20 protein-coding genes are annotated in these 22001 nt (G+C 58.8%); 17 read left to right on the top strand and 3 right to left on the bottom strand.

Features of this window, described 5'->3' with window-relative positions; genetic code table 11:
* Positions 1-414 precede the first annotated feature (414 nt).
* On the bottom strand, positions 415-1635 hold the full coding sequence (locus E1573_RS10535; RefSeq protein ID WP_133213355.1) for a CaiB/BaiF CoA-transferase family protein: 1221 nt from the start codon (positions 1633-1635) through the stop codon (positions 415-417).
* A 14-nt stretch (positions 1636-1649) separates the two neighbouring features.
* Positions 1650-2831 carry an acyl-CoA dehydrogenase gene (locus tag E1573_RS10540; protein ID WP_133213357.1) on the bottom strand — a complete coding sequence of 394 codons (1182 nt, stop codon included), beginning with the start codon at positions 2829-2831 and terminating at the stop codon, positions 1650-1652.
* 160 nt (positions 2832-2991) lie between these two features.
* Between E1573_RS10540 and E1573_RS10545 the strand changes: the two genes are divergently transcribed.
* The 10 genes from E1573_RS10545 (at position 2992) to E1573_RS10590 (ending at position 12744) form a co-directional block, all read left to right on the top strand.
* Positions 2992-3918 carry a LysR family transcriptional regulator gene (locus tag E1573_RS10545; RefSeq protein WP_133213359.1) on the top strand — a complete coding sequence of 309 codons (927 nt, stop codon included), beginning with the start codon at positions 2992-2994 and terminating at the stop codon, positions 3916-3918.
* 406 nt (positions 3919-4324) lie between these two features.
* Positions 4325-5446, top strand: a complete 1122-nt coding sequence (locus E1573_RS10550) for a Re/Si-specific NAD(P)(+) transhydrogenase subunit alpha (protein WP_133213361.1) — start codon at positions 4325-4327, stop codon at positions 5444-5446.
* 11 nt (positions 5447-5457) lie between these two features.
* Entirely contained in the window at positions 5458-5775 is a 318-nt protein-coding gene (locus E1573_RS10555; RefSeq protein WP_133213363.1) for an NAD(P) transhydrogenase subunit alpha, read from the top strand.
* Positions 5776-7212, top strand: a complete 1437-nt coding sequence (locus tag E1573_RS10560) for an NAD(P)(+) transhydrogenase (Re/Si-specific) subunit beta (protein ID WP_133213365.1) — start codon at positions 5776-5778, stop codon at positions 7210-7212. It abuts the gene before it with no gap.
* A 177-nt stretch (positions 7213-7389) separates the two neighbouring features.
* Complete coding sequence (locus E1573_RS10565; RefSeq protein WP_133213367.1) at positions 7390-8883, top strand: acetyl-CoA hydrolase/transferase family protein; 1494 nt, start codon at positions 7390-7392, stop codon at positions 8881-8883.
* 318 nt (positions 8884-9201) lie between these two features.
* Positions 9202-9417, top strand: a complete 216-nt coding sequence (locus E1573_RS10570; RefSeq protein WP_133213369.1) for a DUF1127 domain-containing protein — start codon at positions 9202-9204, stop codon at positions 9415-9417.
* A gap of 291 nt (positions 9418-9708) precedes the next feature.
* Positions 9709-10026, top strand: a complete 318-nt coding sequence (locus E1573_RS10575) for a DUF2388 domain-containing protein (protein ID WP_133213371.1) — start codon at positions 9709-9711, stop codon at positions 10024-10026.
* Positions 10027-10147: 121 nt separating this feature from the next.
* On the top strand, positions 10148-10441 hold the full coding sequence (locus tag E1573_RS10580) for a DUF2388 domain-containing protein (protein WP_133213373.1): 294 nt from the start codon (positions 10148-10150) through the stop codon (positions 10439-10441).
* A 27-nt stretch (positions 10442-10468) separates the two neighbouring features.
* On the top strand, positions 10469-10789 hold the full coding sequence (locus tag E1573_RS10585) for a DUF2388 domain-containing protein (RefSeq protein WP_133213375.1): 321 nt from the start codon (positions 10469-10471) through the stop codon (positions 10787-10789).
* On the top strand, positions 10786-12744 hold the full coding sequence (locus E1573_RS10590) for a DUF4105 domain-containing protein (protein WP_133213377.1): 1959 nt from the start codon (positions 10786-10788) through the stop codon (positions 12742-12744). The genes E1573_RS10585 and E1573_RS10590 overlap by 4 nt, the downstream gene beginning before the upstream one ends.
* A 10-nt stretch (positions 12745-12754) precedes the next feature.
* On the opposite strand, the gene E1573_RS10595 is transcribed toward E1573_RS10590, so the two are convergent.
* The gene (locus E1573_RS10595) at positions 12755-13156 is read right to left on the bottom strand and encodes a GFA family protein (protein ID WP_133213379.1); all 402 of its coding nucleotides are present in this window, start codon (positions 13154-13156) and stop codon (positions 12755-12757) included.
* A 303-nt stretch (positions 13157-13459) separates the two neighbouring features.
* Here E1573_RS10595 and E1573_RS10600 point away from each other — a divergent pair, with 303 nt between their 5' ends.
* The 7 genes from E1573_RS10600 to E1573_RS10630 all read left to right on the top strand — a co-directional run bounded on the left by E1573_RS10600 (position 13460) and on the right by E1573_RS10630 (position 22001).
* The gene (locus E1573_RS10600) at positions 13460-14767 is read left to right on the top strand and encodes a CitMHS family transporter (protein ID WP_133213381.1); all 1308 of its coding nucleotides are present in this window, start codon (positions 13460-13462) and stop codon (positions 14765-14767) included.
* A 73-nt stretch (positions 14768-14840) separates the two neighbouring features.
* Positions 14841-15614, top strand: coding sequence for a TerC family protein (locus E1573_RS10605; RefSeq protein ID WP_133213383.1), 774 nt, complete (start codon positions 14841-14843; stop codon positions 15612-15614).
* A gap of 218 nt (positions 15615-15832) precedes the next feature.
* Positions 15833-17491, top strand: a complete 1659-nt coding sequence (locus E1573_RS10610) for a Na/Pi cotransporter family protein (protein ID WP_133213385.1) — start codon at positions 15833-15835, stop codon at positions 17489-17491.
* A 34-nt stretch (positions 17492-17525) separates the two neighbouring features.
* A complete protein-coding gene (locus E1573_RS10615; protein WP_133213387.1) occupies positions 17526-18893 on the top strand; it encodes a pitrilysin family protein in 1368 nt (455 codons plus the stop codon).
* Positions 18894-19000: 107 nt separating this feature from the next.
* Complete coding sequence (locus E1573_RS10620) at positions 19001-20020, top strand: DUF5924 family protein (protein ID WP_133213389.1); 1020 nt, start codon at positions 19001-19003, stop codon at positions 20018-20020.
* 38 nt (positions 20021-20058) lie between these two features.
* Complete coding sequence (locus E1573_RS10625) at positions 20059-21201, top strand: ABC transporter permease (RefSeq protein WP_133213391.1); 1143 nt, start codon at positions 20059-20061, stop codon at positions 21199-21201.
* 29 nt (positions 21202-21230) lie between these two features.
* Entirely contained in the window at positions 21231-22001 is a 771-nt protein-coding gene (locus E1573_RS10630; RefSeq protein WP_371925159.1) for an ABC transporter ATP-binding protein, read from the top strand.

A 22001-nucleotide genomic window follows, 5' to 3' on the forward strand; every position in this document is an offset into this window, starting at 1 on the left:
CTTCAACCGAGGCGCGCATTCTACGCTTTCCTCAGAGTGTGTCAAGCGTTTATTTTGAAGTTTTTCAGAATTTCTCTTTCAACTTCAACCGCTTAACTCGCTGCGATCTCTCGTCAGCGGGAGGCGAATTCTACAGCGTTTCAATTCGCTGTCAACCACCTTTTTCACCGCTGCCGATCTTTCGATCGAAGCCCTTCCAGCACCACCTGGAACATCTAACTCATTGAATCTCAAGGAGTTTTCCGTTCCGACTGCGCCGGAAGTGGGGCGAATTATAGAGAGATCTGAGGGGGCGTCAAGCACTTATTTCAATTTTGTTTCGGCGGGGGCGTTTTGGCTATAAGCAGCAAGCTTGGAGCTGCAAGTAAAGGCGGGCGTACACCTACTTGCAGCTTGAAGCTGATAGCTTGCCGCTTAAAGCACTCCACCCGAACGCAGGCGTTCAATCTCTGACGCCGGCAATCCCAGCACCTCACCCAGCACCTGCTCAGTGTGTTCGCCGAGTAGCGGTGGTGCATTGCGGTACTGCACCGGCGTCTCGGAGAGACGTATAGGGCTAGCCACTTGCGGCACCTTGCCCGCCAGCGGATGTGGTATCTCAATAGCCAACCCTCGGGATTTGACCTGAGGATCGGCAAACATCTGCGCCAGATCATTGATCGGCCCGCATGGCACGCCTGCCTTCTCCAACTGGGCCACCCATTCAGCGGTGGTTTTGAACACCGTCGCCTGGCGGATCAGCGGAATCAGTTCGGCACGATTAGCCACCCGTTGCTTATTAGTAGCAAAACGCGGGTCGTCCGCCCATTGCGGCTGCCCAGCCACTTCAGCGAACTTGCGAAATTGACCGTCATTGCCCACGGTGAGGATGAAATCACCATCAGCAGTCGGGAAGTCCTGGTAAGGCACGATATTGGGATGGGCATTACCCAAACGCCGTGGTGCTGTACCGGTAGTCAGGTAGTTCATGGCCTGATTGGCAAGGCACGCGACCTGAACGTCGAGCAACGCCATGTCGATGTGCTGCCCCTGGCCACCATGGTCGCGGTTGGCAAGTGCTGCCAGAATCGCCACGGTGGAATACAGCCCCGTCAAAATATCCGTCAGTGCCACACCAACCTTGACCGGCCCGGCACCTTCTTCGCCTTCAGGGCGCCCTGTCAGGCTCATCAGGCCGCCCAACCCCTGAATCATAAAGTCGTAACCGGCACGCTTGGCATACGGCCCGGTCTGGCCGAAGCCCGTGATCGAACAGTAGATAAGCTGTGGGTTGATGGCCTTCAGGCTTTCGTAGTCCAGGCCGTAGGCAGCCAGGCCACCTACTTTAAAGTTCTCGATGACCACATCAGACTTCGCCGCCAGCTCACGCACCAAGCGCTGACCTTCAGGCTGAGTGAAGTCGATAGTCACCGAACGCTTGTTACGGTTGGCCGACAGGTAGTAAGCCGCCTCGGTGGTGTTCTCACCATAGGCGTCCTTGAGGAAGGGCGGCCCCCAGGCGCGCGTGTCATCGCCGGTTCCCGGACGCTCGACCTTGATTACTTCGGCCCCAAGGTCAGCGAGGATCTGCCCGGCCCATGGCCCGGCCAGCACTCGCGACAGATCAAGCACCCGCAGATGAGATAGCGCGCCCATGGGCTGGCTCCTTATTAGTAGAAGGCCTGGATGCCAGTTTGTGCGCGACCAAGAATCAGCGCATGCACGTCGTGGGTACCTTCGTAGGTATTAACCACTTCCAGGTTGACCAGGTGACGAGCTACGCCGAACTCATCAGAGATGCCGTTGCCACCCAGCATGTCACGCGCCAAACGGGCGATATCCAGGGCCTTGCCACAGGAGTTGCGCTTCATGATCGAGGTAATTTCAACTGCAGCGGTGCCTTCGTCTTTCATCCGGCCGAGGCGCAGGCAACCTTGCAGGGCGAGGGTGATCTCGGTCTGCATGTCGGCCAGCTTCTTCTGGATCAACTGATTGGCGGCCAGAGGGCGACCAAACTGCTTACGGTCCAGGGTGTACTGGCGAGCGGTGTGCCAGCACGCTTCTGCGGCACCCAAGGCGCCCCAGGAGATGCCATAACGCGCCGAGTTCAGACAGGTGAACGGGCCTTTCAAACCGCGCACTTCCGGGAACATGTTTTCTTCCGGAACGAAAACGTTGTCCATAACGATTTCACCGGTGATGGACGCACGCAGGCCCACCTTGCCGTGAATCGCAGGAGCGGTGAGGCCTTGCCAACCTTTCTCCAATACGAAACCGCGGATATCGCCAGCATCGTCCTTGGCCCACACTACAAATACATCAGCGATCGGGCTGTTGGTAATCCACATTTTGTTGCCGGTCAGGCGGTAGCCACCGTCGACTTTCTTCGCCCGGGTGATCATCGAGCCTGGATCGGAACCATGGTCAGGCTCGGTCAGACCGAAGCAGCCGATCCACTCACCGCTGGCCAGCTTAGGCAGGTACTTCTGTTTTGTGGCTTCAGACCCGAACTCGTTGATCGGCACCATGACCAGCGAAGACTGCACACTCATCATCGAGCGATAGCCGGAATCGATGCGCTCAACTTCACGCGCAATCAAGCCATAGCAAACGTAGTTGAGGCCGCTGCCACCGTACTGCTCTGGGATGGTGGCGCCTAGCAGACCGACTTCACCCATCTCGCGGAAGATCTTCGGGTCGGTTTGCTCATGGCGGAATGCTTCCAGTACGCGCGGCGCCAACTTGTCCTGGGCGAACTGATAAGCGCTGTCACGCACCATGCGCTCTTCTTCAGTGAGCTGCTGGTCCAGCAGCAGCGGGTCGATCCAGTTGAAGCTTGCTTTACCGGCCATGAGTGAATCCTCGAAAGATGGGACCAGAGTTGTTGTGCATTGATCCTAGGCCTGATCGGCCGACGAGACAAACGAGGAATACGCATAGTCTTGTGATAATTTCTCACTCCGTAATGAGCTAAAAGCCCATCTTCAAGCCTTATTAGTGAGGTTGATGTACATGCGTCGGAAGATCCCCAGCACCGCAGCCCTGGTTTGTTTTGAAGCCGCCGCCCGCCACGAGAGCTTTACCAAGGCTTCGCAAGAACTGTCCCTCACGCAAGGCGCCGTATGTCGGCAAATCGCCGGGCTGGAGGAGTTTCTCAACGTAGAGCTGTTCCGTCGTTCACGCCGCGGGGTAAAGCTCACCGAAGCCGGGCTCTCCTACAGCCGCCAGGTGGCCACGCAGCTGGACGCAGTAGAGCGCGACACCTTGTCGGTTATGAGGCAGCAGGGTGCCAATGTGATCGAGCTCGCGGTGGTACCGACCTTCGGCACCCAATGGCTGCTGCCTAGGCTCAAAGACTTCCAGCAGCGCCACCCGGACGTCACGGTCAACCTGACCAACCGCACACGGCCTTTTCTGTTTGCTGACACACCCTTCGACGCCGCGATCTATTTTGGCGATGCCGACTGGTCAGGTACTCATGCCCACCGTCTGATGAGCGAAAGCCCGGTCCCCGTGTGCAGCCCGAACTTACTGGAGGGAGCAGGGCACCTCGACGCCAGGCAGATCGCCCAGATGCCGCTGCTCCAGCAAACCACGCGCCCTTATGCCTGGCGCCAATGGTTCAACAGCCTGGACATGCACGTTACACGCGACATGACCGGCCCTCGCTATGAGCTATTCTCGATGCTGGCACAAGCGGCTATGCATGAGATGGGTGTAGCGCTGATTCCACCGTTCCTGATTCAACGCGAATTGGCAGAGGGGCGCTTGGTTGTGGCGAATCGTCACGGCCTGTCAAGCATCAAGGCCTATTACTTGATGATTCCGGAGCGCAAGGTCGAATCGGCCTCGTTACGTGCATTTCGCGATTGGCTGCTCGACCAAGCAGAGCGCTATACCGCAGCGCATAAGGATGATAGCTATAACCTGACCCCGTAGTCAGCAAAATATTCACCCTACAGATATAAGGAAATGTCGCATTTCATATAACTGTTTTGACGCCGCTCAAAAACCCATTACCCCTTTGTTTCATGCGGCTTTCACCGCATAAATCGCGTTTTTATTACAGGTTTCAGAAAAATCGGCGGAATCTTTTCAAAAATTAACGTAATCTCCCTAATGCCCGTATTTGACGGGCTCGAAGCCTGTTATTGCGACATACGGTCACAGGGTGACTTGTAGTTTGAATGCCGTCACCCTTCAAAACCGGTTGATGCAATTCAGCAATCACCTGCAAAATGCCGCGCCCCGCCTGAATTCGGCGGGATCGTGCTGATCGGCCGCCCCAGACGCACCATCCGCAGTGCGCTGGTTTACCAACAAAAGATCACGCAGGAGATTTGACGTGCACATTGGTGTTCCTCTCGAAACGCAGACGGGCGAAACACGGGTTGCTGCAACCCCGGAAACCATCAAAAAGCTGATTGGTCAGGGGCATAAAGTCACCGTCCAAAGTGGCGCCGGCACCAATGCCAGCGTTCCGGACAGTGCTTATGAAGCAGCAGGCGCCATTATTGGCAGCGCTGCCGATGCGTTTGGTGCACAACTGATTTTGAAAGTTGTGGCTCCCAACGATAGCGAACTGTCCCTGATCAAGAGCGGCACCGTTCTGGTGGGTATGCTCAACCCGTTCAACAACGACAACATCGCCAAGATGGCTGAATGCGGTATTACCGCCTTCGCCCTGGAAGCGGCACCGCGCACCTCTCGGGCGCAGAGCCTCGACGTGTTGTCTTCGCAAGCCAACATTGCTGGCTACAAGGCCGTGCTGCTGGCAGCTCATCACTATCCGCGCTTCATGCCGATGCTGATGACCGCCGCCGGCACCGTAAAAGCCGCTCGCGTGTTGATTCTGGGTGCAGGCGTTGCCGGTCTGCAGGCCATTGCCACGGCCAAGCGCCTGGGTGCAGTGATCGAAGCCTCGGACGTGCGTCCAGCGGTTAAAGAGCAGATCGAGTCGCTGGGTGCCAAGTTCATCGATGTGCCCTACGAGACCGACGAAGAACGCGAATGTGCCGAAGGTGTCGGTGGTTATGCCCGCCCGATGCCTGCCAGCTGGATGCAACGCCAGGCTCAAGCCGTGCACGAGCGCGCCAAGCAGGCCGATATCGTCATCACCACCGCACTGATCCCAGGGCGCAAGGCACCAACTCTGCTCAGCGCAGAAACCGTTGCGCAAATGAAGCCAGGTTCGGTGGTCATTGACCTCGCGGCCGCTCAGGGTGGCAACTGCCCGCTGACCGTCGCCGACCAGGTGGTGGTAGAGCAGGGCGTGACCATCGTCGGCCCGACCAATCTGCCTGCGCAGGTAGGTGCTGACGCCTCGGCGCTCTATGCCCGCAACCTGCTCGACTTCATGAAGCTGCTGTTCGACAAGGACGGACAGCTGGTGATCAACCTCGAAGACGATATCGTCGCCGCGTGCCTGATGTGCCGCGACGGCCAGATCATCCGCAAGAACGGATAAGGAGCCAGACAATGGAAGACATGCTGATCTCTCACGGCGTCTATAACCTGATCATTTTCGTGCTGGCGATCTATGTCGGTTATCACGTGGTCTGGAACGTCACCCCAGCACTGCACACCCCTCTGATGGCGGTCACCAACGCCATTTCTGCCATCGTCATCGTCGGCGCCATGCTGGCTGCGGCCCTGACCGTAACCCCTCTGGGCAAGGTCATGGGCACTCTGGCGGTTGCCCTGGCAGCGGTCAACGTATTCGGTGGATTCCTCGTCACCCGGCGCATGCTGGAGATGTTCAAGAAGAAGGCCGCAAAGGCTGAGGGGAAGCAGTAAATGAGCATGAACCTGGTAACACTTCTCTACCTCGTCGCCTCGGTGTGCTTCATCCAGGCGCTGAAGGGGCTTTCGCATCCGACCACGTCGCGTCGCGGCAACCTGTTCGGCATGCTGGGCATGGCCCTGGCAATCGTCACCACTGTCGGCTTGATCTACAAGCTGGGAGCGGAACTGGCTACTGATGGCATCGGTTATGTGATCGTCGGCCTACTGGTCGGCGGCACGGCTGGCTCGATCATGGCTAAACGCGTTGAAATGACCAAGATGCCTGAGCTGGTTGCCTTCATGCACAGCATGATCGGTCTGGCAGCGGTATTCATTGCCATTGCTGCAGTGGTTGAGCCGCAGTCGCTGGGCATTGTCTCCAGCATCAGCGACCCAATCCCGACCGGTAACCGCCTGGAGCTGTTCCTCGGCGCGGCCATTGGCGCGATCACCTTCTCCGGTTCGGTCATTGCCTTCGGCAAACTGTCTGGCAAGTACAAGTTCCGACTGTTCCAGGGCGCACCGGTACAGTTCAATGGCCAGCACAAGCTGAACTTGATCCTCGGCCTGACAACCATCGGCCTCGGCCTGATCTTCACCTTTACCGGTAGCTACAGTGCTTTTGCCCTGATGCTGATCCTGGCGTTCGTCATGGGTGTGTTGATCATCATCCCGATTGGTGGAGCCGACATGCCGGTGGTGGTGTCGATGCTCAACAGCTATTCGGGCTGGGCGGCGGCTGGTATCGGTTTCTCGCTGAACAACTCGATGCTGATCATCGCCGGCTCTCTGGTCGGTTCGTCCGGTGCGATCCTCTCGTACATTATGTGCAAGGCGATGAACCGTTCGTTCTTCAACGTGATTCTCGGTGGCTTCGGTGGTGCGGCAGATGCAGGCGGCCCAGCCGGTGCGCAAGAAGCCCGTCCAGTGAAATCCGGTTCGGCCGACGACGCTACCTTCCTGCTGAGCAACGCCGACTCGGTGATCATTGTGCCTGGCTACGGTCTGGCGGTAGCCCGTGCTCAGCACGCACTCAAAGAACTGACCGAGAAGCTGACCCACAACGGTGTAACGGTGCGTTACGCGATCCACCCGGTAGCAGGGCGCATGCCCGGGCACATGAACGTACTGCTGGCAGAAGCCGAAGTACCGTACGACCAGGTGTTCGAGATGGAAGACATCAACTCCGAATTCGGCCAGGCCGACGTGGTGTTGGTGCTGGGTGCCAACGACGTGGTCAACCCAGCGGCGAAGAACGATCCGAAGTCGCCTATCGCTGGCATGCCGATTCTTGAAGCGTTCAAAGCCAAGACCATCATCGTCAACAAGCGCTCCATGGCCAGCGGCTATGCGGGCCTTGATAACGAATTGTTCTATCTGGACAAAACCATGATGGTTTTCGGTGACGCCAAGAAGGTCATCGAAGACATGGTCAAGGCTGTCGACTGAGTCGATTCAGGCCTGTGACAATTAGCCCCAGCGCGGTACCGGCTGGGGCTTTTTAATGCCCGGCCCGCCGACAGAAGGCTCTATTTCATGGCCTGGCATTCGACCTTGGTCGCGGGACGCCGAGCTGCTAAATCACTAGACTGCGCATCTAGCTTTAGTAGCCTGAGATAACAATCCATGTACCGTGATCGTATCCGCTTGTCCTCCCTGCACAGCAAGGTAATGAGTGCGGCTGATGCCGCTGGCCTGATCGAGGACGGCATGACCGTCGGCATGAGCGGTTTCACCCGCGCCGGCGAAGCCAAGGCTGTGCCCCATGCACTGGCCGAACGTGCCAAGCAATCACCGCTGCAAATCAGCCTGATGACCGGCGCCAGCCTGGGCAACGACCTGGACAAGGAACTGACCGAAGCCGGCGTCCTGGCGCGCCGCATGCCATTCCAGGTCGACAGCACCCTGCGCAAGGCCATCAACGATGGCAAGGTCATGTTCATCGACCAGCATCTGTCGGAAACCGTGGAACAACTGCGCAACCAGCAACTGAAGCTGCCGGACATCGCAGTCATCGAGGCAGTAGCCATCACCGAACAAGGCCACATCGTACCGACCACCTCGGTAGGCAACTCGGCCAGCTTCGCCATTTTCGCCAAACAGGTGATCGTCGAGATCAACATGGCACACAATGCCAACCTGGAAGGCCTGCACGACATCTACATCCCGACCTACCGACCTACCCGTACGCCGATCCCGCTGGTAAAAGTCGATGACCGCATCGGTAGCACCGCGATCCCGATCGACCCGGCCAAGATTGTCGGCATCGTCATCACCGAGCAGCCAGATTCGCCATCTACCGTGCTGCCGCCGGATGATGAAACCCAAGGCATCGCCAACCATCTGATCAACTTCTTCAAGCAAGAAGTGGCAGCAGGGCGCATGACCAACAAACTCGGCCCGCTGCAAGCCGGTATCGGCAGCATTGCCAACGCCGTCATGTGCGGCCTGATCGATTCGCCGTTCGAAGACCTGACCATGTACTCCGAAGTACTGCAGGATTCGACCTTCGACCTGATCGACGCCGGTAAGCTGAGCTTCGCCTCGGGCAGTTCCATTACCCTGTCGAGCCGTCGTAACGCCGACGTCTTCGGCAACCTGGAGCGTTACAAAGACAAGCTGGTATTGCGTCCTCAGGAAATCTCCAACCACCCGGAAGTGGTGCGTCGCCTGGGTATCATCGGCATCAACACCGCCCTTGAGTTCGACCTGTACGGCAACGTCAACTCCACGCATGTCTGTGGCACACGGATGATGAACGGCATCGGCGGTTCCGGCGACTTCGCGCGTAATGCCCACCTGGCGATCTTCGTCACCAAGTCCATTGCCAAGGGCGGTGCGATTTCCAGTGTGGTGCCGATGGTCAGCCACGTCGACCACACCGAGCATGACGTCGACATCCTGGTGACCGAACAAGGTCTGGCCGATCTGCGTGGCCTGGCACCACGTGAACGTGCCCGCGTGATCATCGACAACTGTGTGCACCCAGACTATCGCGAAGCGCTGAACGATTACTTCAGCCGTGCCTGCGAGCGTGGCGGCCATACGCCGCACATCCTGCGCGAAGCGCTGGCCTGGCACGAAAACCTGGAAGAAACCGGTCGTATGCTCGCCAGCTAAGACCGCACAGTGATCAGCCGGTGGTGCGCAATGTCCACCGGCTGACACATTGGTACAGTTTGAAAACACAAACTGTTCTACTGTACCGGTGATTTAGCCCCGTTTTTCCTTTCCCGCGACCATCTCCTGAACAAAAATGCATCAAATCGGTGCAGACCGGTACAGTTGCGTCTGTTTCGAGTGCAACAGTGCCGTAAAACAGTTAACTGGCCCATCACAATGTAGATGAACTGTATCTACTGTTATGGCCAATAGAGGAGGATCATTGGCACCAGTTAAATCACTACCTAATGCCGCCACAAGCGGAAGGATGACATCATGGAACGTACCCTCAGTTCCGATCTGGTTTTTGAACGCTCCGAAAAACAATCCAAGGCCGCGCTGCCACTGCGCCTGCTGGCTAACCTGATGCTGTGGCAACGCCGCATCGCCAGCCGCCACCAGTTGGCCCGCCTGGATTCGCGTCTGCTGGCCGACGCAGGCATCAGCGAAGCACAACGCTACGAAGAGCTGAGCAAGCCGTTCTGGCGTTAAGCAGGGCGCGCCGGCCAAGGCCGGCCCCCCGAATTCCACAAAACCCGTCGCAGGTCGCTGCTGACGGGTTTTGTCATTCTGGAGCCCCGGAATAGAGCGGTTGCCTACTTTACAGGTACAGTTCGTAAAGAGTTATTTTTCACAGGTACAGTTGATAAATTTCGCTGTTACCTTGTCCAACTCGCAGTCGCTCAACGCGTGATACCCTTACAGCACCCAGCTCGGTAAAAGTAGCGCAACCAGCTGTGCGTGCGTCTGACACAAAGAGCCCGTCCAATCAGGAGATCGACCATGTTCCGTACACGCTTGCTTGGCGCCGCACTGGTGCTCACTCTGGCTTCTACTGCCAACGCCACCAGCTTCGTCGTCACCACTGACACCATCGTTCGCGGTGTTGCGGCGTCCACCGATGCAACCTCCGACGTTTCTTCTTCGTTCCGTGACGACAAGATCGTACGCGCTGCTCGCGATGACGCTGCCAGCTTCGTTGCCAGCCAGGGCGACATCCGCGGTGTGAAACTTGAAAGTGCTTTCTCCCACATTCGTCAACAGGCCCCGAACCTGCAAGCCAGCGATGCTCAGCTGGCCCAGGCTATCCTGGCCCTGTAAGTAACGTCTGAATCTGGCTTCAATCATGTAACAACATGCAAAGAAGCCGGATGCCCTGCGCTGGCCCTTGCCAGCGCATTGGGATAGCCTTGCCGTGTGATTCACCAGCCTAACGAGACCCATGCGTTATCCGACATTGCTGTTGTTTGTAGTGTGCTGGAGCGGTTCCGCTCAAGCCCTGGACCTCACCACCGCCAACCTTGTCGTCAGTGGTTACGTCACCAGCAAGGTGACCTCAGCACCCTTCGATCGCAAACTGCTGCGGGATGCTCAGGACGATGCCGCCCTGTTTGTCGCCAGTGATGGCCAAATGCGCGGCGCCCGATTGCAAGCCGCCCTGCACCGGGTTCGTCAGGCCAACTACCAACTTCATGCCAGCGACCTTGAACTGGCGCAGGCAATTCTCGTCCAATGATTACCCTTGTTCTTCCGGAGATGCTCCATGCGTAACCCGCTGATTGCCGCCACCCTTGGCCTTATGTTGCTGGCCGATGTAGCCCAGGCACAAACCCTGGTGGCCACCAGCAATATCATCGTTCGTGCGTTCGGCCGCTCGATCGACTTCACGTCCGACACCACGACCTCCATCCGTGACTCCAAAGTCGTGCGTGAAGCCCGTGACGACGCCGCCAGCTACGTCGCCAGCAACGGTGAAATTCGTGGTTCGCAGCTCGAGTCCGCGTTCGACACCCTGCGCCAGCGCGTGCCTGAAGCACGCGAAGCCAGCGATCAGGTCCTGGCCGAAGCCATTCTTGCCCTGTGAAATCCCTGCGCGCCTGGCTGCTCGGTAGCCTCCTGACGCTATTGGGCAGCCCTGTGTTGGCCGACCTGCAGCTGCAACTCCAGACTGATGGCCTTGAACCTGCACAGCAACATGCCACTCAGGCGCTTCTGGACGAAGCTATGCAGGCGTTGCCGCCCAGCTTCAAGGCCCGGCTTGACCGTAAAATCCGGGTGAGCTGGGGTACAAAGATGCCGGATGATGCCTATGGCCAGGCATCGCTGGTATCTACCCTGGAACTGAATCGCCAGCTACTGCCTGCACTCACCGATGGCAGCGCAGCCACCAGCAAAACCGGTCGCCCCCATGGCACAGTGCGCCAGGAGCTACTGGCCACCGTGCTGCACGAGTTGACCCATATCTATGATCGAGCGCGCCTCTGGCAAGGCACCGATCGCCAGTTGATCAGCCGCTGCACCCGACAATTGAGCAGCCAAGGCAAGGTCGGGCTGCCCGAAGAATGTCGCGGGCAAACCGAACGACGCTTCACCCTCAGCGATGATCCGCGCCTGCTCGACCTTGCCGGTTGGCCGCAATATGTCGGCAGGCGAGGGGAGCGTGAACAGCACAACCGTCAGGTGGCCCGTAGCCCAGACACTTATGAGCTGAGCAGCCCCAAGGAATTCATTGCGGTCAATATGGAGTACTTCCTCCTGGACCCAAGCTTCGCCTGCCGTCGGCCCGCTTTGCACAGCTACCTGAAAGCACATTTCGACTGGGCGCCGGAGCATCCGGCCTGCCCACAGGCGTTGCCGTTCCTCAATGCCGGCAACGATTTTGCCAAGGCCCCCTTGGGTGAAATCGATCCGGAACGGGTCTACTCCGTCGACTACCTGCTGGCGGAAGCCAACCAGAATCTGGTCAGCCGCTGGGGGCACAGCATGTTGCGCCTGGTTATCTGCGCCCCCGGGCGACCTCGCGGCCCTGACTGCCGCCTCGACCTCGACCAGCACTTGGTGCTGTCGTATCGCGCCTTCGTCAACGATGTACAGCTATCGAGCTGGGGCGGGCTGACGGGCGCCTACCCGTCGCGCCTGTTTGTCCTGCCCTTGGCCCAGGTCATTGACGAGTACACCAAGACCGAACTGCGCAGCCTCGCCTCCATTCCACTCAAGCTCAATCGCAACGAACTGGAAAACCTGGTACGCCAGGCGGCCGAGATGCATTGGAGCTACGACGGTAATTACTATTTCCTGTCCAACAACTGTGCAGTCGAAACCCTGAAGCTGCTGCGTAGCGGCACCGCCAACCCGCGCCTGACAGACCTGGACAACATCATGCCCAACGGTCTGCTCGAAGTGTTGCAAGGGCGTGGCCTGGCCGATACCAGCGTGCTTGATGATCCGCGCGAAGCACTGCGCCTGGGGTACCGATTCGATTCTTACCGCGACCGCTACCAGGCCATGTTCCTGGTACTGAAAAAGCAGCTGCCGATTCCTCAAGACACCGTCGAAGCTTGGCTTGAACAATCTGCCAAGCAACGCCAGCAGTGGTTTGAGCGTGCCGATCTACGCACCAGCGCAGCCTTGCTCCTGCTGGAACAAGCCAGCTTGCGCCAGCAATTGCTGTTGGCCCAAGAGGAGGTCAAGCAGCGCTACCTCAGCGGGCGGGAAGCCAACGATGCCAGCGTCTCCAAGGCCAATGGCACCTTGCAGCAGATTCTCGCCAATAGCGGCTTCCTCAGCAGGCCAGCGGAGCTGCTGGGCAACCACGGCTACGGTTTGCCACAAGCCAGCGAACAGCAATTGCTGATCCGAGAGTCCACTCAACGCCAGCAACAGCTACAGTCGCTTACTACCGATCTCGACAAGGAAGTTCGGGCACTGCTGGGCCCGACCCGGGCGGCGGAAATCAATGCCGTCGAGGCCAACATCAAGCAGGTCGGTGAACACTTGCGCGCCCTACACAAGGCAGCAGGCGGGCTGCAGTTACCTTGAGTCTGAATCGCTAGAGGGTCTCTTCGCCTTCACCCGGCAGGTGTTCGTCCAAGTGCAGCCACGGTAAACGGCTAGTGGTCCAGATATGCTTTTTCGGCTGGGCCACTTCAGGCTGATCAAGGGTGGTAATGGTGATGTCGATGGTTTCCGGGCTCAGGTCTGTGGTCAGGGCCAAGTGGCTGCCGCAGCGGCTACAGAAGTAGCGCACGCAACTGGGCGACGAGTCGTAGCACTGAGGCGTGCCGCTCAGCCACTGGAAATCACTGCAGGGCAGGGTGGCCCAGGTGACCAGCAAACCACCGCTGACACGCCGGCACACTGAACAATGACAGTGGGCAACGTCTGTCAGAGGCCCCTTGACCCGGTACCTCAAGGCGCCGCAATGGCAACCGCCCTCGTACATCTGTTGCATCGCCTGTCCCTCCTGGCACTTCGCCAAACACTCACAATGCACCTCTCGTCGCCTGACGGCCAGCGAAAGCTGGCTGAAAGCTTGTCACCTTAGGATTGCCTCCACTACCGGCACAGACCGGTCAGCCGACGCACCTGCCTCCTTGCGCAGCACCCGGCCCAATGAACAACAACAATGGTGATTCTGATGTTCGCTTACAACCGCCTCCTCGCTGCACGCCCTCCGTTATTCCATGCGCCGCGCCCTGCGCGCTGATCCGCCCGACTCGTTCCCCATTCGACGCGATACGCCTGGAGTACTCCTATGCTGACCTTCCTCGGCTTTGCCATGGTCATCACCTTCATGTACCTGATCATGACCAAGCGCCTGTCGGCCTTGATCGCCCTGATTCTGGTACCGATTCTGTTCGCCCTGTTCGGCGGCTTTTCGGGCGATATCGGCCCAATGATGCTGCAAGGCATCACCAAACTGGCCCCGACCGGGGTGATGTTGATGTTCGCCATCCTGTACTTCGGCCTGATGATTGACTCCGGTCTATTTGACCCGGCCGTGCGCAAGATCCTCAAGATGGTCAAAGGCGACCCGTTGAAAGTATCGGTGGGTACCGCCGTGCTGGCACTGGTTGTGTCGATGGACGGTGACGGCGCCACGACTTATATGATCTGCGTCGCAGCCATGCTCCCGCTGTACAGCCGCCTGGGCATGAGCCCACGCATCATGGCCGGCCTGATCATTCTGGCGGGCGGGGTCATGAACATGACGCCGTGGGGCGGCCCAACGGCCCGCGCGGCCAGCGCCCTGCATGTCGACCCGTCGGACGTCTTCGTTCCAATGATCCCGGCGATGCTGGCTGGCGTGCTGGCAATTTTGGCCATCGCCTACATGTACGGTAAGCGTGAACGTGCTCGCCTAGGCGAATTGCACCTGCCGGGTGACGAGATCAACCACAGCGAGATCAGCGTTTCGCAGTTCCCCGATGCGCGTCGCCCGAAAATGATCTGGTTCAACGGCGCCCTGACTGCAGCATTGATGGTTGCCCTGGTCGCAGGCCTGCTGCCACTGCCTGTACTGTTCATGGTCGCATTCAGTATCGCCATGATCGTCAACTACCCATGCCTGCAAATGCAGAAAGAGCGCGTTGCCGCCCACTCCGGCAACGTTCTAGCAGTAGTCGGGCTGATTTTCGCAGCGGGTATCTTCACCGGTATTCTCTCCGGTACCGGCATGGTCGAGGCCATGTCCAAGAGCCTGCTGGCGGTGATTCCTGAAGCCCTGGGCCCTTACCTGGCGGTGATCACTGCAATCGTCAGCATGCCGTTTACCTTCTTCATGTCCAACGATGCCTTCTACTACGGCGTGCTGCCCGTGCTGTCCGAAGCGGCCAGCCATTACGGTATTTCGCCAGTGGAAATGGCCCGGGCGTCGATCGTCGGCCAACCCGTCCACTTGCTCAGCCCGCTGGTACCCTCTACCTATCTGCTGGTGGCCTTGGCCGGTATCGACTTCGGCGATCATCAACGCTTCACCCTGAAGTGGGCAGTACTGGTCTGCCTGTGCATAATGTTCGCCGCGCTGATGATGGGAATTTTCCCTCTGTTCAGCAGCGTATAAGACTACGGTTTCATCTAACCGCAGAGACGCCCTTCGCCCGGGCGCTCTGCACTGATTGCGCGAAGGAATACACATGGAATGGCTGACCAGCCCAGAAATCTGGGTTGCCTTTTTTACCTTGACGGCTCTTGAGATCGTTCTCGGCATCGACAACATCATCATGATCTCGATCCTGGTCAGCCGCATGCCCAAGCACATGCAGCAACGCACCCGGATTTTCGGCCTGGCCCTGGCCATGGTCACGCGTATTCTGCTGTTGCTATCGATCACGTGGGTCATGCGCCTGACGGCCGACCTGTTCGTGGTGTTCGACCAGGGCATTTCCGGACGTGACCTGATCTTGTTCTTCGGTGGCCTGTTCCTGCTGTGGAAGAGTTCCCAGGAGATTTACCATGGCCTGGAAGGTGAAGATGAAACCCACGATGCGCCTAGCGGCGCAGGCGGCAAGTTCCTCTACACCATCATCCAGATTGCCATCATCGACATCGTGTTCTCGCTGGATTCGGTAATCACCGCAGTCGGTATGGTTTCCCACGTCCCGGTAATGATCGCCGCGATCGTAGTTGCCGTACTGGTGATGATGCTCTGCGCCGGCACCATCAGTAACTTCATCGACAAGCACCCTTCGCTGAAGATGCTCGCCCTGTCGTTCCTGATCGTGGTGGGTACCGTGCTGATCGCCGAAGCGTTCGATGTGCATGTGCCAAAAGGCTACGTGTACTTCGCCATGGCATTCTCCCTGGCAGTCGAGGCCATCAACATCAAGATGCGCACGGCCATGGCCCGGAAGAAAAACCAGGAACAAGGCGAACCGGTGAAACTTCGCAAGGATATTCCGGGTCAGTAATCTGGAGCGTCTAGAAAAAGGGCCTGAACGGGCCCTTTTTTCGTTTGTTTTCATGACAGTATTGTTTCAACGCCTGCGTTAGCTATGCGATGCTGGCGCCAAGCCTTTGGGCCAACTAAAGCTTAAGTGAGCACTGGTAAAAACCGCCTGCGATCAGGCCAGGCTCACGGCATCATCCATTTGCCCCGCTGGGGCGCGGTCAACAGGGGGCCTGTTCAATGCTGACCCTGCTCAATCTGCTTTCCGCCGTGGCGCTGTTGATCTGGGGCACACACATTGTGCGTACCGGTATCCTGCGGGTTTACGGCTCTAACCTGCGACGTGTGCTGAGCCAGAACATGGCCAAGCGCCCACTGGCTTTCATTGCCGGGATCCTAGTGACGGCCATGGTCCAGAGCAGCAACGCCACGGCGATGCTGGTGACCTCGTTTGTCGGCCAGGGCCTGATGACCCTGACCCCGGCCCTGGCAATCATGCTTGGCGCCGATGTTGGTACGGCGCTGATGGCGCGGGTGCTGACCTTCGACCTGTCCTGGTTGTCACCGCTGCTGATCTTCCTCGGGGTGATCTTTTTCCTTTCCCGCAAGCAGACCCGCGCCGGGCAACTGGGCCGCGTAGGCATCGGCCTTGGCCTGATCATCCTTGCCCTGCAACTGATCGTCGAAGCCGCCGCTCCGATTACTCAGGCGCAGGGTGTAAAAGTCCTGTTCGCCTCACTGACCGGAGATATCCTCCTCGACGCCCTGGTCGGTGCGCTGTTTGCGCTGGTTTCTTATTCCAGCCTGGCTGCCGTCCTGCTCACCGCGACCCTGGCTGGCGCCGACCTGATCAGTTTGCCGGTGGCCATCGGTCTGGTGATTGGCGCCAACATCGGCAGTGGCCTGTTGGCGTTTCTCAGCACCAGCATGCAGAACGCGGCCGGTCGCCAAGTGGCCTTGGGCAGCCTGTTGTACAAACTGATCGGCCTGGTGCTGATCATCCCGGTGCTCGATCCGCTGGTGCACTGGATGGACTCCTTAAGTTTCAGTGCCCAGGAACTGGTGATTGGCTTCCACCTGCTCTACAACAGCCTGCGCTGCCTGATTATGCTGCCGACGGTCACGCCCATGGCACGCGTTTGCAGTTGGTTGCTGCCAGAACGGGAAGAGGTCAACGGTCGCGCCCGGCCACGCCATCTGGACCCCGCCGCTCTCAGTACTCCCAGCCTGGCGTTGGCCAACGCCGTACGCGAAACCCTGCGGGTGGGTGACTTGGTCGATAACATGCTCGATGCCATGCACAGTGTGCTGCTCGGCACCCAGACGGCAATGACCCAGCAAGTGCGCAGCCTGGGCGAAGATGTTGAAGCGCTGAACAACGCAATCAAACTGTACCTGGCGCAGATGCCCCGCGAAGACTTGAGCGCCCAGGACAGCAAGCGTTGGGCCGAGATCATTGAGCTAGCGATCAACCTCAAGCTGGCCAGTGACCTGATCGAACGTATGTTGCGCAAGGTACAGCAGCAAAAAACTTCCCAACGCCGGGAGTTCTCTGACGTCGGTCTGGAAGAGTTGACCGGGTTGCACAGCCAGTTACTCGCCAACCTGCGCCTTGGCCTGTCGGTGTTTCTCAGCGCTGACCCAGAGAGTGCCCGCCAACTACTGCGGGAGAAACGTCGTTTTCGCGCCCAGGAACGGCGCCTCGCCCATGCCCATGTCAGCCGACTGCAACGTAAAGTGTTGCAAAGTATCGAGACCAGTGCCTTGCACCTGGAACTGATTGCCGATATGAAGCGTTTGAACTCCTTGTTTTGCAGCAGTGCCTATGTGGTATTGGGCGGATCCGATACCGGCGGCCTACTGCTCGACAGTGTGCCGGACGATGCCCATTCACCTTGAGCGTTACCCCAGAACTCCCGCAAGGAAGCTCGCCATGCGTTGCCTGATGTTCCTGTGCCTGCTACTGGGCGCTTTGCCCAGTTTTGCCCTCGACCGTTCACAGGTCGAAGGCTACCTGCTGCCCAATGGCCTGCAGGTGCTGCTCAAGCCGGGCTATGAACGCAACCATGTGTCGATTCGCCTGGTGGTTGGGGTCGGTTTCGACGACTTCCCCTGCGAGCAGCAAGAACTGCCGCACTTGCTCGAACACGTATTGTTCAGTGGTATCGACGACAGTGGCGAAGGCGGCCTGGAGGCGCGCATGCAAGCCCTGGGCGGTGAATGGAACGCCTATACCAGCAGCGCCGACACCACATTCGTCATCGAAGCGCCTTCGCGCAACTTGCGCAGGGTGCTCGACCTGTTGCTGGCCGTGATTAAAGACACTCGCATCGACGAAAAGACCCTGGCGCTGTCGAAGAAGATCGTTGAGCGAGAAGACGGCGGGCACTACACACACTTGCAGCGCTGGCTCGACCGCCAGGACCTCGGCCATCGTGCCAGTGACCAGTTGGCGGTGGAGTTGGGGCTGAAATGCGCCGAACGCTCGGCAGTTGCTGACATGACCGTGGAACAGGTGAATAACGTGCGAGAGCACTGGTATGCCGCCAACAACATGAGCCTGATCATCGTCGGCGGCCTGGATCGCATGCTTCCGGCCTATCTGGAGCGCACCTATGCCCAGTTGCCACCGGCCGAACCGGGCGAACGCCGGACACTGGATGGTGTCACCAAGAAAGCCGAAGTTCATCGAACGCTGACCCGCGGCTGGCTGGGTGACAGCGCCCGATTGCACTGGTTTTTCCTGGAACCTGTGCTGGACAACGACCACGGCCAGACCTACGACTTGCTTCAGCGCTATCTGGACTGGGAATTGTATGAAGAGTTGAGGCTTAAGCGCGGCTTGTCTTATGGGCCGTTCACCCAGCGGGAAAGCTTCGGCGACACCGGATTGATGAGCCTTAACGCCGACCTTGATCGCGCAGACCTCCCGCAGGCCGAGCAAGCTTTAAGCGATATGCTCGAACGACTGCGCAAAAATGGCCTGGACCCGGCCACCTTCGAGCGAGTCAAACAAGCCACAATTGACCGCGAAGCCTGGACTACCCAAGGTAACGCCGCCTTGGCGGACTATTATTGGGGAGCCCTGAACGATTACCTCGACGATCACTTTGCCGACCCGGTGCGCACCCTACGCCGGGTCAGCCTGAAAGATGCCAATCAGGCCTTGCAGCGGTTGCTGGCCAAACCCGGCTATGTGCGTATCGAACAGCCTTTGCTCAGTTATGACGGGCTGTACGGGCTCATTGCGCTGGGGCTGGGGATTCTGATCGTTGGCGGGCTGATCTGGCGGCGTCGCTGACGTCCCGCGATAGCGGTGTGTCAGTTGAATTGCAATCGCGGGGCAAGCCCGCTCCTACAAACCAGCGTATCCTGTGCTGGTTTGAACCTCACCCTGCGAACACCTTCATGCCTCACTACGTTCAGCGTTTGATCGAGCTGATCAAACGCTATCCGGGCGTCATCGCCCTTGGCGGCTTTATCTCAGGTATTGCCAGCTTCATGCTGGTCGACCGCCAGGAAAGCCTGGCCAGCTGGATCGCCATCGTCATGCTCATCAGCTGGATCTGGCTGATGCTGGAAAACACCTTCACTCAACTGTTCGCCAAGGTGTTCAAGCGTGAAATACCGCAGCCATTGCTGCGCTACGCCACGCAGATGATCCATCAGGAAAGCCTGTTCTTTGTGCTGCCGTTCTTTTTCGTCACCACTACCTGGAACAGCGGCCAAATGGTATTCACCGGTTTGCTCGGCGCAGCCGGTCTGATATCGATCATCGACCCGCTGTACTACAAATGGCTCGCGCCGCGACGCTGGCTGTTCCTCGCCCTGCACACCCTGACCCTGTTCGCCGCGTTGCTTACCGCTCTACCGATCATTCTGCACCTGACCACTTCGCAGAGCTTCAAACTGGCGTTGGGCATTGCCATGTTGCTGTCATTCCCAAGCCTGGCCAGCAGCTTCCCGATCAGCCACTGGCGGCGTGGTGTGATGCTTGTGGTGATTACCCTCGCGGTGGGCGCCAGCGGCTGGATGCTGCGTTCCTGGGTGCCGCCTGCAACGCTATGGATGACCGAGGTAGCCGTCAGCACCCAGGTAGAGAACCGCACACCCGGAAAAAGCCTGAAGGAAGTCAAAGCGAGCGAAATGCGCGCCGGGCTTTATGCCTTTACCGCCATCAATGCACCACGCGGGCTGAACGAACGGATTTACCATGTATGGCAATTTAACGGTAAAGAGGTTGATCGCATCGCCCTGGACATCCACGGCGGGCGCAAGGAAGGCTACCGAGCCTGGACACACAAGCAGAACTTCCCGGGCAACCCGGTCGGGCGCTGGCAGGTCAGGGTGCTGACCGAAGATGGGCAGGTCATCGGCGTGCTGCGTTTCAAGGTGGTTGACGATGGTCAAGCAGCAAAGACCGAGTAACGCTATGCTCTGAAGCTGCGAACCGTCGGTCGAACTGCATGGAGCCTATGACTACACAAGCCAGCGCAACCCTGGACACTACAAGCAACCCTGCGCGCTTGCGCATTGTCGGTGACTGGACCCTGGCCAACTACGCCAGCCTCAAGCGCACCAGCGAGAGCCTGATCGGCCAGTACGATCAGAGCACTGAAGTCGATCTCGACCAGCTCGGTCACCTGGACACCGCCGGTGCCGCACTGCTGGTCGATCTTCTAGGCTCTGAGCGCTTGTCTCGCCTGGCCCAGAACGCACAACTGCCAGAAGCGAGCCGGGCATTGCTGCAAACGGTCTACTGCTCGGTGCAAGACTTCTGCATTCCCGAAAAGCAGCCTGAAAAATCAGTGCTGATTCAGTTGCTCAGCCGCATCGGCTGTGCGGTCGACACCCTCTGGCAAGATACCTTGCAGGTACTGGGTTTTATCGGCCTGATCCTGCAAACCCTGGTACTACGCCTGTTTCAGCCGAAGCGTTGGCGGGTCACTTCTGTGGTCGCCCATATTGAACAAACCGGCCTGGATGCCGCGCCGATTGTTGCCCTGCTGACCTTTCTGGTAGGTGCGGTAGTGGCCTTCCTCGGCGCGACCGTGCTGGCGGGGTTTGGCGCCAGTATCTTCACGGTCGACCTGGTGGCTTTTTCCTTCCTGCGTGAATTCGGCGTGTTGCTCACCGCCATTCTCATGGCTGGCCGTACTGCCAGCGCTTTTACCGCGCAGATCGGCTCGATGAAAGCCAACGAAGAAATCGACGCTATTCGTACCCTGGGCCTGGACCCGGTCGAGCTGCTGGTTGTACCCAGGGTTCTGGCGCTGCTGATTGCGCTGCCACTGCTGACGTTCGTCGCGATGATCTGCGGCATTATCGGTGGGGCAGTGGTGTGCGCCTTGTCGCTGGATATCTCACCGGCCATGTTTCTGTCTTTGTTGCAAAGCGACATCGGGGTTCAGCACTTCCTGGTCGGCCTGGCCAAAGCACCGTTCTTTGCCTTCCTGATCGCCGCTATTGGTTGCCTGGAAGGCTTCAAGGTTAGCGGCAGCGCCGAATCGGTGGGGGCTCATACCACTTCCAGCGTGGTGCAATCGATCTTTGTGGTCATCGTTTTGGACGCGGTGGCCGCGTTGTTCTTCATGGAGATGGGCTGGTGAGCCAGACAACCCCCAACACCCGCGAGGCAGTGATCGAGGCCCGCGGCATCTGCAACCGCTTCGGCACTCAAAGCGTGCATGAACAACTGGACCTGGATCTGTACCGTGGCGAAATCCTGGCTGTAGTGGGCGGCTCTGGTAGCGGTAAATCCGTATTGCTGCGCAGTATCGTTGGCCTGCGCCGCCCCAACGAGGGCCAGGTCAAAGTGTTTGGCCAAGACCTCAGCGGCCTCAACGACGATCAGCGCTCGAAAGTTGAACGTCGCTTTGGCGTGCTATTCCAGAAGGGCGCGCTGTTCTCATCACTGACCGTCACCGAGAACGTCGCCTTGCCGCTGATCGAGCACGCCGGCCTGTCCCGCGCTGATGCCGAGCACCTGGCCGGGGTCAAGCTGGCCCTGGCCGGCTTGCCGATCTCCGCTGCCGACAAATACCCCGCGTCGTTGTCCGGCGGCATGATCAAACGCGCCGCACTGGCCCGGGCCTTGGCCCTGGACCCAGACATACTGTTTCTCGATGAACCCACCGCAGGCCTCGACCCGATTGGGGCAGCGGCCTTCGACCAATTGATTCTGACCCTGCGCGATGCCTTGGGCCTGAGTGTGTTCCTGATCACCCACGACTTGGACACGCTTTACACCATCACCGACCGGGTCGCGGTGCTGTCGCAGAAAAAGGTACTGGTGGCGGGCCCGATTGCCCAGGTCGAAGACACCGACGACGCCTGGATTCATGAATACTTTCACGGCCCGCGTGGTCGTGCAGCGTATCAGGCCGCCACAGCGGCAAAGGAGCTTTGA

It is taken from the genome of Pseudomonas sp. H9 (assembly GCF_004353925.1).
Lineage (GTDB): Bacteria > Pseudomonadota > Gammaproteobacteria > Pseudomonadales > Pseudomonadaceae > Aquipseudomonas.

Excerpts from the sequence above, each read along its gene's own strand:
- E1573_RS10585 (WP_133213375.1), top strand. The coding sequence starts at position 10,469 with ATGCGTAACCCGCTGATTGCCGCCACCCTTGGCCTTATGTTGCTGGCC.
- E1573_RS10535 (WP_133213355.1), bottom strand. The coding sequence starts at position 1,635 with ATGGGCGCGCTATCTCATCTGCGGGTGCTTGATCTGTCGCGAGTGCTG.
- E1573_RS10575 (WP_133213371.1), top strand. The coding sequence starts at position 9,709 with ATGTTCCGTACACGCTTGCTTGGCGCCGCACTGGTGCTCACTCTGGCT.
- E1573_RS10610 (WP_133213385.1), top strand. The coding sequence starts at position 15,833 with ATGCTGACCCTGCTCAATCTGCTTTCCGCCGTGGCGCTGTTGATCTGG.
- E1573_RS10555 (WP_133213363.1), top strand. The coding sequence starts at position 5,458 with ATGGAAGACATGCTGATCTCTCACGGCGTCTATAACCTGATCATTTTC.
- E1573_RS10615 (WP_133213387.1), top strand. The coding sequence starts at position 17,526 with ATGCGTTGCCTGATGTTCCTGTGCCTGCTACTGGGCGCTTTGCCCAGT.
- E1573_RS10565 (WP_133213367.1), top strand. The coding sequence starts at position 7,390 with ATGTACCGTGATCGTATCCGCTTGTCCTCCCTGCACAGCAAGGTAATG.
- E1573_RS10620 (WP_133213389.1), top strand. The coding sequence starts at position 19,001 with ATGCCTCACTACGTTCAGCGTTTGATCGAGCTGATCAAACGCTATCCG.
- E1573_RS10540 (WP_133213357.1), bottom strand. The coding sequence starts at position 2,831 with ATGGCCGGTAAAGCAAGCTTCAACTGGATCGACCCGCTGCTGCTGGAC.
- E1573_RS10560 (WP_133213365.1), top strand. The coding sequence starts at position 5,776 with ATGAGCATGAACCTGGTAACACTTCTCTACCTCGTCGCCTCGGTGTGC.
- E1573_RS10600 (WP_133213381.1), top strand. The coding sequence starts at position 13,460 with ATGCTGACCTTCCTCGGCTTTGCCATGGTCATCACCTTCATGTACCTG.
- E1573_RS10545 (WP_133213359.1), top strand. The coding sequence starts at position 2,992 with ATGCGTCGGAAGATCCCCAGCACCGCAGCCCTGGTTTGTTTTGAAGCC.
- E1573_RS10605 (WP_133213383.1), top strand. The coding sequence starts at position 14,841 with ATGGAATGGCTGACCAGCCCAGAAATCTGGGTTGCCTTTTTTACCTTG.
- E1573_RS10580 (WP_133213373.1), top strand. The coding sequence starts at position 10,148 with ATGCGTTATCCGACATTGCTGTTGTTTGTAGTGTGCTGGAGCGGTTCC.
- E1573_RS10570 (WP_133213369.1), top strand. The coding sequence starts at position 9,202 with ATGGAACGTACCCTCAGTTCCGATCTGGTTTTTGAACGCTCCGAAAAA.
- E1573_RS10625 (WP_133213391.1), top strand. The coding sequence starts at position 20,059 with ATGGAGCCTATGACTACACAAGCCAGCGCAACCCTGGACACTACAAGC.
- E1573_RS10595 (WP_133213379.1), bottom strand. The coding sequence starts at position 13,156 with ATGCAACAGATGTACGAGGGCGGTTGCCATTGCGGCGCCTTGAGGTAC.